The sequence below is a fragment of the Candidatus Symbiopectobacterium sp. NZEC127 genome, assembly GCF_025962675.1.
GTDB lineage: Bacteria > Pseudomonadota > Gammaproteobacteria > Enterobacterales > Enterobacteriaceae > Symbiopectobacterium.
Map to the genome: position 1 here is coordinate 267,672 of NZ_JAGFPG010000001.1, position 11,555 is coordinate 279,226.

7 protein-coding genes are annotated in these 11,555 nt (G+C 50.5%); 4 read left to right on the forward strand and 3 right to left on the reverse strand.

Annotation, left to right across the window (positions count from 1 at the left end; genetic code table 11):
• Positions 1-72: 72 nt before the first annotated feature.
• Together J5069_RS01225 and J5069_RS01230 are read right to left on the reverse strand one after the other, a co-directional pair.
• Positions 73-714, reverse strand: a complete 642-nt coding sequence (locus tag J5069_RS01225) for a LysE family translocator (RefSeq protein ID WP_264642146.1) — start codon at positions 712-714, stop codon at positions 73-75.
• 61 nt (positions 715-775) lie between these two features.
• Positions 776-1,615 (reverse strand): helix-turn-helix domain-containing protein, encoded by an 840-nt coding sequence (locus tag J5069_RS01230; protein ID WP_264642147.1) that lies wholly within the window; start codon positions 1,613-1,615, stop codon positions 776-778.
• Between the two features lie 130 nt (positions 1,616-1,745).
• Here J5069_RS01230 and dinG point away from each other — a divergent pair, with 130 nt between their 5' ends.
• The 4 genes from dinG (at position 1,746) to J5069_RS01250 (ending at position 11,043) form a co-directional block, all read left to right on the forward strand.
• Complete coding sequence (dinG, locus tag J5069_RS01235; RefSeq protein ID WP_264642148.1) at positions 1,746-3,845, forward strand: ATP-dependent DNA helicase DinG; 2,100 nt, start codon at positions 1,746-1,748, stop codon at positions 3,843-3,845.
• 56 nt (positions 3,846-3,901) lie between these two features.
• Complete coding sequence (gene ybiB / locus J5069_RS01240) at positions 3,902-4,870, forward strand: DNA-binding protein YbiB (RefSeq protein ID WP_264642149.1); 969 nt, start codon at positions 3,902-3,904, stop codon at positions 4,868-4,870.
• A 321-nt stretch (positions 4,871-5,191) separates the two neighbouring features.
• A complete protein-coding gene (locus J5069_RS01245; RefSeq protein WP_264642150.1) occupies positions 5,192-9,112 on the forward strand; it encodes a hypothetical protein in 3,921 nt (1,306 codons plus the stop codon).
• 56 nt (positions 9,113-9,168) lie between these two features.
• Entirely contained in the window at positions 9,169-11,043 is a 1,875-nt protein-coding gene (locus J5069_RS01250; protein WP_264642151.1) for a M3 family metallopeptidase, read from the forward strand.
• Between the two features lie 54 nt (positions 11,044-11,097).
• On the opposite strand, the gene J5069_RS01255 is transcribed toward J5069_RS01250, so the two are convergent.
• Positions 11,098-11,412: a DNA-binding protein gene (locus tag J5069_RS01255; protein ID WP_264628834.1), complete on the reverse strand. Its 315-nt coding sequence runs from the start codon at positions 11,410-11,412 to the stop codon at positions 11,098-11,100.
• Between the last annotated feature and the right edge of the window lie 143 nt (positions 11,413-11,555).

Consider the following 11,555-nt stretch of genomic DNA (forward strand, 5'->3'; position numbering starts at 1 on the left):
ATCCTTTTGTTAATCGCCATAAATTATAAAGCCTCTTGCGTATGAAACAAGCGGCCTGCACGTTTAACGGTATCAACCCGGCCATAACCCCAGCAACAGATAACCGCCAAACAGCATCAGAATAGCCCCTGCGCCGCGTTCAATCAGATAAAGGTAGCGTTGCAACGCTTGCTGTATGCGTTGTTGACCAATAACCGCAGCTAAGGCGATATCCCACAGTAATACCACGCTGAACATCCACCCTCCGCTGACGGTTTGCTGTATCAGTGTGACGGATGGGCCAAGAATACTGGCCATCAGGCTGATATAAAACAGCATATTTTTGGGATTAAGCAACGAGGAACCCAGGCCAAGTAACAACTGGTGTGTCAGTGAAGGCAGGCGATGTGTTTCTGTGGCCGTTAGCGCGGTGGTACGTGCTGAACTGCGCACCAACTGTGAACCTACCCACAGCAGATACAGCGCCCCGGCGAGTTGCAGCACAATAAACAGAGGGGGCGCCTGCTGAATGGCAGCGCCGCCCAGAATAGCCAGCAGGATATAGCATCCGTTGCCGAGCGCGATGCCTACACAGATGCCGATACTGCCGCGCAGGCGGTGGCGCAGCGCATAGGCGGCCAGCAAGAAGAAATCGGGACCGGGGCTGAGCAATGCGACAAAATGCGCTAAAGCGAGCGCGGGGAAATGGGCAGGAAACAGGGTATCAATAACCATAACAGTGACCTCAATAAAATAAACGAGGCCAAGTCTAGTGAGCTTGTCGGGCTAATTATTGTCAAATAGTGATCGCGGCAGAGGGGGACCCGCTTGCTTGCTGATATTGTCCCGGCGTCGCCGCCGTGTGCAGCACAAAGATTTTGTGAAAATGGCTCTGATCGCTAAAGCCGCTTTGGTATCCGGCATCAGCCAGCGGTACGCCCTGCTTGATCAGCGTCTTGGCATATTCAATGCGCGCATTGTTAAGGAAAGCCATGGGCGTGATGCCGGTATCTTCGCGGAAATGTCGTACCAGTGTTTCCCGGCGCAGGTGCAGTTCCTGTGCCAGCGTGGTCAGAGACGGCGATGTTTGCAAATTGCTCAGCAGACGCTGGCGCATATAGCGCGTTGTGGATTGCTCCGTGAGTGGCTGCTGGGCAGAACAGTAACGGGACAACAGCGTGGATACCATCGCGTTCAACTGCGGTGTTGCGCTGTGTATATCGTGGCGATACAGGCTATTGAGCAGTTGCAGGCCATCACCAAACAGCGCGGGGTCTTGCACGCGCACTGGGTGGCAATGGAGCGCGGCCACCGGCTGCCCGCACTGTTGGGACAAAATTGCCCGGCACCAGGACGCGTCGAGGTAAAACATATGATAGCTGCGCGTTTGTCCGGGCAGCGGGGTACAACTGTGCGGCGCATCGGGGTCTATCAACACCATATCCCCCGCGCGCAACAGGTGGTCTGCTCCGCGATAGTGGCAAACGGTGTTACCCGCCACGACTAAACCGAGGGAGAGCTGGGTGTGCGAATGGGTTTTGTAACCCTGAGCGCTGCACCAGGTTGAACGGCACTCGACCTGAGGCAGGTGCGGAGAAAACCAATACGCTTGTTTGACGCGGTGCACCGCAGACATGGGAAAGACTCGTTATCCGTATTTTCTTTACCCTACTGGCTGCGTGCGGGTTTGTCGAGGGGAATGGCGGCTGACGTTTGCCGCCGTCTGTGGGACAATAGCCGCAGAATTGGACAGACATTGAGATGGCATGGCGCTTACCCCCACAATCAAGCAGCAAATCGACCAGTGGTATAAGGCGCTGCAACAACATATTCCTGATTTTATCTCTCGTGCTCCGCAGCGACAGATGATCGCCGAAGTGGCGAAAACCCTGGCGGGGGAATACCCGCGTCACGCGGTTATTGAGGCACCTACTGGCGTGGGTAAAACCCTGTCCTACCTGATTCCCGGCATTGCAATTGCGCGCGCAGAAAGCAAGACGCTGGTGATCAGCACCGCCAATATCGCGTTGCAGGATCAGATTGTGACCAAAGATCTGCCGCTGCTGAAAAAATTCATCCCGGATCTCACCTTCACCGCCGCTTTTGGCCGGGCGCGCTATCTCTGCCCACGCAATCTGGCGGCACTGACCTCCGAGACGGCGCAAGGGGATTTGCTGGCGTTTCTCAGTGATGAGCTGGAACCGGCCAGTAAAGAAGAGCGCGGGGCCTGTCTCAAGATGGCGAAAGCGTTTCAAGGCTACGAGTGGGATGGCATGCGCGACCACTACAGCCTGACGGTCGAAGATACGCTATGGCGTAAGGTCAGTACCGATAAAGCCAACTGTCTGGGTAAAAATTGCCACTATTACCGTGACTGCCCGTTTTTTATCGCCCGCCGTGAGATTGAAAATACGGAAGTGGTGGTGAGCAACCACGCCTTGGTGATGGCGGCCATGGAGAGCGATTCGGTGCTTCCGGCCGCGAAAGATCTGCTGTTGGTGCTGGATGAGGGGCATCACGTGCCGGATGTGGCGCGCGATTCGCTGGAAATGGCGGGGGATATTACCCCGGCGTATGTCAAAACGCAGTTGGACAGTCTGATCCAACTGGTGGCGACCTGTATGGCGCAGTTCCCGCCCAAATCGCCGCCGCGTCTGACCAACCCCGAACGGTTGACGGCACATATTGAAGAGATGCTCGAGCAGAACGCCGCCTTTGTTGCCATGAGTGAGCTGTTTCTGGGGGGCGAAGGGCAAGAAAGCGAGTATCGCTTCCCGATGGGGGTGATGCCGGAAGAGATGCGCCAGGTGTGCGTACGGCTGCATAAGTTGACGGATGGCCTGCGTGGCTTAACCGAATACCTGTCTCACGATCTTGGTGAGAAAACCGGTAAGCACGATGTGGTGCGGGTTCATCAGGCGCTATTGCGTATGAGCCGTGTCATGAGCTATCTGGAGAGTAAAACGCAGCTCTGGCATTTGGCTGCGCTGGAGAAAGTCTCCAATGCGCCGGTATCCAAATGGCTGCATCGGAAATACCGAGAAGGGCAGTGGCGGCTATCGTTACATTGTGCGGGAATACGCGTTTGTGACCAGCTCGACCGGCTACTGTGGCGCAATGTGTCGCACGTGGTGCTGACCTCTGCGACCTTACGCTCCCTGAACAGTTACCAGCGACTGAAAGAGCTTTCTGGCCTGGATGAAGAGGAGGGCGATCGTTTTATTACGCTGGATTCGCCTTTCAACCACTGTCAGCAAGGCAAACTGGTGATCCCCAAAATGCACTGTGAGCCGTTGTTGGAAAATGAAGTGCCACACATTGCCGAAATGGCGCGTTTTTTCCGCCAATCACTGGCGCAACAGGCGCACAAAGGGATTTTGGTGCTGTTCGCCAGCCAAAGGGCGATGCAGCAGTTTCTCTCACAGGTCACCGATTTGCGCTTGATGCTGTTGGTACAGGGGGATCAGCCGCGTTCGCGCTTGATTGCGCTACACCGCCAACGCGTTGAGGCGGGCGATGTCAGCGTACTGGTTGGCTTGCAATCTTTTGCCGAAGGACTGGATTTGAAAGGTGAGCTGCTGTCGCAGGTACATATCCATAAGATTGCTTTTCCCCCGATTGACAGCCCGGTGATCCTCACTGAAGGAGAGTGGCTAAAAAGCCAAAAACGCCATCCCTTCGTGGTACAAAGCCTACCCGCCGCTTCCTTTAACCTGATTCAGCAGGTCGGGCGCTTGATTCGCAGCCATAGCTGTTTTGGCGAGATCGTTATCTATGACAGGCGTTTGTTGACCAAGGGATACGGTGCGCAACTGCTGGCGGCGTTGCCGGTATTTCCCATTGAACAACGCGATGTGCCAGCCTGATATAAACATGCTATTTTTGCACAAAGAGATCGATCGTCTTTTTCGCGGGAGAACGCATGGACTTTACCACCATCATCAAAGAGGTCGGGCGGGGGAAAAATCACGCACGTGATTTGGATCAAGACGCCGCCTACACGCTGTATCGTCATATGCTGCAAGGTGATGTGCCCGATCTGGAACTGGGCGGTATACTGATTGCCTTGCGAATCAAAGGGGAAGGTGAAGCAGAACTGCGCGGTTTCTATCAGGCTGCCAGCGAGCAAGTGTTACGCCTGCACGCGCCTGCGGGTCGCCCTATGCCTATCGTTATCCCTAGCTACAACGGTGCGCGACGTCAGGCCAACCTGACGCCGCTGCTGGCGTTACTGCTGGTTAAATTGGGCTTTCCGGTGGTGGTGCACGGCGTTGAAAATGACCCAACGCGGGTAACCAGCGCGGAAATTCTGCAAGCGCTCGGGGTGAAAAGTGCGAACAGCGCCAAGGCAGCGCAGTCATTGATTGATGAGGGCTTCCCGGTATTCATTCCAATTTCAGCCCTGAGTCCTGCCTTGGATAAACAGTTGCAGCTGCGCTGGCGCATGGGCGTGCGCAATAGCAGCCATACGCTGGCTAAATTGTTGACGCCGTTCGGTGAGCAAGAGGCATTGCGTTTAACCAGCGTTTCTCATCCGGAATACGTTAGCCGCCTTAATCAGTTTTTTCTGGATATCGAGGCGCGAGCGCTGCTGATGCACGGCACGGAGGGCGAGGTGTATGCTAATCCACAGCGCTGCCCTGAAATTCACTTTATCCAGGGCCAACACAGCGTAGTGCTGCAACAACGCCAGGATATTGTGGTAGCGCCGGATAAGTTGCCGATCGCCCGTGATGTGGCGACGACCGCGCGTTGGACCGCGCAGTGCCTGGCGGGGGAAATTGCGCTACCTTATGCCCTGCGTTTGCAACTTGCCTGTTGTCTGGTTGCGGGCGGTATGTCTCCGACCATGGAACAAGCGGTGGCGACGATTAGTAAACGTTTTGGCTAAAATACCAGTGTCTGAGCGCTAACATCACCCTTCATCCCCTGAAAAACCAGTTGAATACATTTGGTATTCACTGGTTTTTTTTCGACGCGTTTATCTCCCCCCCGATAGGTTTCCTGGTTACGACGGTTATTTGTTATTCACCCGTGCTAAAACTGATGATAATCAGATCGTATTTATCGAGTAATAAAGGAATTATCGCGAGCTCTGTTATATTTCTGTGTGTTAATTTCTATAGCAGGGGAATGGTTTAATTTGTATTTAGTACAGCGCTATATTATATGCCTTTAAGCAATATGCCCTATAACTATATAAGGAAATATCATGCCAAGAATTTCTTTGGTGGCGGATCAGCATCGACACGTCATCGGTAATTATACTTATCAGCAAGATAAAAAATATGGGGGTCAGCGTCAACAGGATGAGCAGGTAAAACGATTAGCCAGCACGCCGGGATTACATTCAGGAAATAGGGACAGGCACAGTATAGCTCATGCGCTATTACAGCTTTTATCATTACTCAGTACGGTGTCTAATAGCTCGGTGAGCACCGCAAAGGCGTTAACCGGTTCGGAATTACAATCAGTTACGCCACGCAGCCCAGAGGGTGTGCCGCAACATGTCACCTTGAGCATCGGCATGATAAATCAGCGCGATAAGGCATCGCGGCCAGCAACGGGAGTAACACCTCTTTTCCCTATGCCTCCGGCTGAGGTGCTAACAACACACCCTATTATCCGGCATCGAAAAACGCCTTCGGTGAATAATGGAAAAAACAATGAAAACCTCATCCATTTTTTGAGAAAAAAAGGGGTGTTACCGTGCAGTGAAAAATATTGTGCTTTATCTAAAGAGCAACTGGTCTCTGGGGTTGCACATTGGCTTTTTAATATGGACATTGAGGGTGACTCAGTGCCATTACACAGAATGGATATCGTGGCCAGGCATATTCTCCGTGCCTCAGGGGAATATGGAAGTCAAAAAGGAGAGCATCTTTCGCGTGAGCAAGTTGCGATAGTGATCAGAAACTGGGTGTTTGACACCTTTCTGGGAATGCCACTCAGTGAATATTTAACCCGAAAAATGGCAACTGCTGATTACCCTAATTATTATACCGTGAGCAGTATTAAACACCTGGCGGCCTTGAGCACGCTTGACAGTGAAAAACATGTTAACCTGGAGAGCGTCCCAACAGAGTGGCGAGCCGATCTTGAAGCAATGTGGTCGTCATTTTTGCAAAAAGAGTTGCCGTTGCTCTGCTTCTCCGAGCAAAAAATAGATGACCTGTCATTAAACAGCACCGAATTTAGTCATTTGTATACGGGTACACGCTTCCTATCTGATGTTGGCCAGTTACGTCACTTTAACCGTGAGCAGAGTATTCAACTGGGCGAAGCGCTATGGCGTATTGCCCTTGAAGAAGGTGTCAGTGCCGATAAAGTGGTCTATTTTTTACTTCCAGCGCTGTTTTTTGCTGCTGAAAAAATACCGGGAAGGATCCATTCGGAAAAAAGATTTCACAGTATAAGTAGAGATATTATCGATAATTATATTGAGATCAGGAAAAAGAGTGAAGCAACGCGGCAACGGTTAATCACACAGTTGCAATGTTATCAATCTGCCGTAGACCACTGGCTCAGTAAAGGGCAATTGGCTGAAAAAATTATTGCTGATTGTCCGCCCCATGAGTTACCGGCTCTAGATGACAGGGCGGATGCCATACGAACACTGCAACAAAAACGTGAAAAATCGCAAAGTCAATCCAAACAGCTTTATATGAATGGTGTATTAAAACCTTGCCGCGCAGCGCCAGACAGCCTGGATGGCGAGTACCATCGATTGACGAAAAACGTCTCTGATTGCTTCGGTGAACTGGATAAAAGCCTGATCGGTTCTGTGTTGGAAAACATGGAAGAAAATGAGCTTAATTTCTTTTTTTCACCGAATGCGACGGTCTACCCTGCCTCTTTTAGTATGAATACGCGGCACGCCATGATTGTCGCTTATAACTATGCGCTGGATAAGAATTTATATATTAATTTAGAAAAAACAGATCTTCTATCTGTAATCCATGGTGAGCAGGAAAGAATTTACGCGCTGAAGTGGGGAGGCCAAGATACATCCAGCGGTTATTCTATTGTCAGGGTTGACCGTGATATTCTGCGTTACATTGAAGCTGATGTTCTCGATTATCGGGATTTTGGTCGTCATCGAGTGGTTGCTGGCCGAGAATTAACAACCGATAAAGATACGTTTCATTTCACTATTCTTACTGACCGAAAAAATCCATTGGGGAATGGAGATGATAAAAATAAAATCATTGGCACGTTGAGCGATATGCACAGTGAAAATCTCTATCACTTGCTCTACAAGACGGGCAATGATGCGTCTGAGTTGCAAAACGCCTGGAAACTCGTCAGTAAGGTTGTTCCATTCTATGACTGTATCGATGGAATTATCAATAATAATCCCGTACAGGCAGTGCCCTCGTGCATGATGGATGCGCTGGCGATCGCCCCTGTATTGTCTCAGGCTGCGCGTATGGGAGGGAAATTTGGTATGGGGTTAGGGAAGGCCGCCTATCATGCAAGAAAGATTTTACGTACAGGAGAAAAAATAACAGGAACTGAGGTCTTTTTGAAAGAGATATCAGTACCTACCCTGCAAGAAATGACGTCGCTGGGAAAAAACACACTCAGAAGCCTTGATCCCGGATTTGAACTTATGACAGGTATAGGAAGAGGATTTACTGAAAAATTGGTCGCTTTCCTCAACAGAGACAAAAACACCCTCGCCCTTGCAGAAAAACTCGTCTCTGAACGGTGGCTGGAAAGGCTGCCAGTGCCTCCCTCTTCTGTCATTTCCGCTCGACTGCCTTATTCACAGGTAAGTGTACCTGTAGAAAGAATCAGCAGAGTGAATCATCCGGGTATTTATGTTTTAGCCAATCCAGACACTGGCGCATTGGCGGGTAAACGCTTTCTATTGAACCAGGATAATCAGCTTATTCCACTGCATCGCCAGAATGTGATGCCACAGCATCTCATTCTTAACGCACAGATTCCTGAGCTGAAAAATACACATCTTCTCTACAATATTCCCAGGAGAATTGTTGAGGTTAACTCACAGACATTCGATGTTAATCTGGTAGAAAATGAATTTATCGAACACCTCGGTGTCTCTTTGTTAACCGATTTTTTACCACCACGATTTGGTCATACTCCCGAAAATAGAATAGATGTGGACCTTACTTTTTATCGGGAAACGGTGTTGGAAAATTACTTTCCCGATCAATGGTTGGACATCATCGCTGCGAAAACTGAAATGTCACATGTTTATATTCATAGTGTGACCGATGGGCTTGAGTCTATCCCCGAAAGATTCTATTTTTTAAGAGAGAATTTATGGTACTTCACTTCAACCATTAATGATGCGAAAATAATGTCCAATGAGGTGAGAAATAAAATTTATGAAGTGTATTTCTCAAACGTTGAAAGGCGAGTTGATGCCGATATTTCTGAACGTATCATCAGTGATTATATGGAAGAAGTGCTTGCTATCGATACGCCTGAGATCATTGGTATCGCGTTGGAAAGACTCAAGCACTATTTAGATAAGATTTGCCATTATTTTGATAACTATTATGACAAAATCTATCTGGCTACCGCCAGACGAAGCGGCGTACCCTATGCCGAGACGCAAGGTTCATTAGGGTTTACTCACTATATTGATGCCAATAGGCGTGTAATGATTTTAGCGGACAGGTTTACTAATAGTGAATTATTTAATAATGCATTGCATTTGACGGCATTGCATGAGGTCTCCCATGTTGCTGGTGGAACGAGAGATTTTTTCCCGAGCCCCTACACCTCGAGAATTGGCGAGCCGGAGGATATCCCCGAGGCGTTCGAAGATCAATTAACCGGGAGAGATCAAACCAACATTTTACACTTTGATGATGACTTTTTAGAGGCTTACGCACAACGCGTCGGTATTCAACGCCCCAATATTGAACGGTTTAAACAATTGGTTCTCCATGACGATATGCTCAGAGCCAATATTATCATGGATAATGCTGATTCACTGGTCAATATTATCGATGATCTCCATGGCCGCTTGTTCCCCAGCAGGATGCCGCGCGATGTCGGGCAATCATCTATGCAATCCAACATATCAAAAGGTATGATTATGAAAGCCTTGTTAAGCCTGACCGCTGTGGTAAGTGAGAGCAGAAAGGGGGCTTGATGTTTACTGACCGACGCCCTGATAGGTGCTTGGGTCAACTTTAGAAAGGGATGCATATGCAACAGGCTTTAGCGTATTTCAATGCTCTGAATCGCGACTATCTCGCCGTGCATCAGGAGAAAGAAGCGTGTTTTTGGCAACACTATATGGGGATTGGCGGAGACCGCGCTGCGGAGAAGTTCGCTGCTGCTGAAAGCGCCTATAAACGCTTTATCGCTGATCCTGAACGGTTGAAAGCGTTGCGTACTCATATTGCTGCGCTTGAAGCCCTGCCAGACGTGGGGCAGACCTCGCCGGTGGCTGAGTTACTGCATGGCTTGCAGGGGTGGTATCGTTTTTTTGATTGTAATGTGATTGAAGATCCGCAGGCGCAAGCGCTGATGGATGAGATTATCGCTGCGGAAAGTGCGCTCTATACGCGACGGAAAAATTATGAGGTCACTCACCTGAATGCTGAGGGGGTGAAAGTCTCTGCCTCCTTAGGTGAATTGCTCACCAATCAGGCAACCAACGACAACGAATCTTATCGCCAAAGTTCACAACAGGCCCTACGCGATGTGGAACAGTGGTTATTACACCATGGTTTCCCTGAACTGATTACACTGCGTAACCGGTTTGCCCGGCAGATGGGATATCGCAATTATTTTGACTATAAAGTGAATAAAACGGAGCGAATGACTCCAGAACAGTTGTTTGCCATTCTCGACCGTTTTGAAGCGCAAACGCGCGAAGCGAATGCGCGCAGTCTGGCCGCCCTCGCGAGCGAGAAGGGCGACAGCGCGCTGCAACCGTGGAATATTCGTTATGCCAGCGCAGGAGACGTTACCCGCCAACTCGACCCCTATTTTCCTTTTTCCGCCTCGTTAGAACGCTGGATTAACAGCTTTAAGCGACTGCACATCGGGTTTAATGGCGCAGAGATGCAACTGGATTTGTTGGTGCGTAAAGGTAAATATGAAAACGGTTTTATGCATGGCCCGGTTCCGCCCTTTGTTCAGGAAGGGCAGTGGCTGCCGGCAAAAATCAATTTCACCAGCCTGGCTAAACCGGACCAAGTGGGCAGCGGCGCAACGGGTATCAACACCCTGTTTCATGAAGGCGGCCATGCGGCGCATTTTGCCAATATCCGTCAAAATGCACCTTGCTTCTCGCAGGAGTTTCCGCCTACATCGATGGCCTATGCGGAAACGCAATCCATGTTTTGCGACAGCCTGCTGCACGATGCTGACTGGCTGAAACGCTATGCCAAGAACCGTCAGGGCGAAGCGCTCTCTGATGCGTTGATTGAGGCCGATATCGCTGTGCGCCAACCGATGCGTGCTTTTAACGAGCGCCATATTCTGTTGGTGCCTTACTTTGAATGGCAGCTTTACAGCATGGATGATGATGCACGCACGCCAGCTACCATCACCCAGCTGGCGCGAGACATCGAGCAGTGCATTTTGGGCGTTGGCGGGAGCCCGCGCCCTACCATTGCCATTCCGCATCTGTTATCGATGGAGTCGGCCTGTTCATACCAGGGTTATCTGCTGGCGCTGATGGCGGTTGAGCAAACGCGGCATTTCTTTCTCAAGCGCGATGGTTATCTCACGGATAACCCGGCCATTGGCCCGGATCTGGCCCTGCATTACTGGCGGCCTGGCAACAGCGTCAGCCATGATGACACGCTGCGCAGTCTGACAGGCGAAGGGTTCAATCCGGCTTACCTGGCTCAGGCTTGTAATTTGACGGTTGAGCAGGCGTGGCAGCAGGCGCAAGCGGCTATCCAGCATGCCGCCCAGCATCCGCAACCTGAGGCTGATGCCGATTTGAACGCCCATATCCGTATTGTCGACGGTGCTCGCGTGCTGGCAGACAACCGCGATGGCGATAGTGCGATGTGCGAGGCGTTTGCTTTGTTTATTGAGCGCGAATATCCGCATATAGCGTGAATCGCTAAACCTTCTCGCTTTACCTCTGCCACCCGAGAGGGGTAAGGCGGCATACTATCGGCTGGCAGCAGGCGTAGTCAGTGGCTGTACGGCCAGACGCAACCCCATGGCCTTGAGGATTGCGGTCAGACTGCTCAATGCCGGATTGCCTTTGGGCGATAGCGTACGATATAACTGCGTGGGATTAAGGTGTGCTTGTTCGGCTACGCTCTGCACTCCGCCAAACGCTTGTGTGAGTTGGCGCAGAACGCTTAACAATTCCGGTTGGTCACCATTGCTGAGAATATCATTGATTACCTCAAGAGCCAGAGCAGGATCGTTGCGGTAGAGCGTAGCCATTGCTTCGTCATGGGGTCTGCTTCTTTTCATCTTTGCCTCGTCGTTGCCCTGCGGCGGTCAAATAGTGCTCAATCTGATAGGTGTGCATTTTCGTTTATAAACGACTCTTCGTCAAATGTGTTAACGCCTTGGCATTCCTCTACCGTATCGATGACTGACGACGGGCAACGGGA

What these genes read in the sequence shown, in the direction of transcription:
- J5069_RS01225 (WP_264642146.1), bottom strand. Translation starts at nt 714, where the DNA reads ATGGTTATTGATACCCTGTTTCCTGCCCATTTCCCCGCGCTCGCTTTA.
- J5069_RS01230 (WP_264642147.1), bottom strand. Translation starts at nt 1,615, where the DNA reads ATGTCTGCGGTGCACCGCGTCAAACAAGCGTATTGGTTTTCTCCGCAC.
- J5069_RS01250 (WP_264642151.1), top strand. Translation starts at nt 9,169, where the DNA reads ATGCAACAGGCTTTAGCGTATTTCAATGCTCTGAATCGCGACTATCTC.
- dinG (WP_264642148.1), top strand. Translation starts at nt 1,746, where the DNA reads ATGGCGCTTACCCCCACAATCAAGCAGCAAATCGACCAGTGGTATAAG.
- J5069_RS01255 (WP_264628834.1), bottom strand. Translation starts at nt 11,412, where the DNA reads ATGAAAAGAAGCAGACCCCATGACGAAGCAATGGCTACGCTCTACCGC.
- J5069_RS01245 (WP_264642150.1), top strand. Translation starts at nt 5,192, where the DNA reads ATGCCAAGAATTTCTTTGGTGGCGGATCAGCATCGACACGTCATCGGT.
- ybiB (WP_264642149.1), top strand. Translation starts at nt 3,902, where the DNA reads ATGGACTTTACCACCATCATCAAAGAGGTCGGGCGGGGGAAAAATCAC.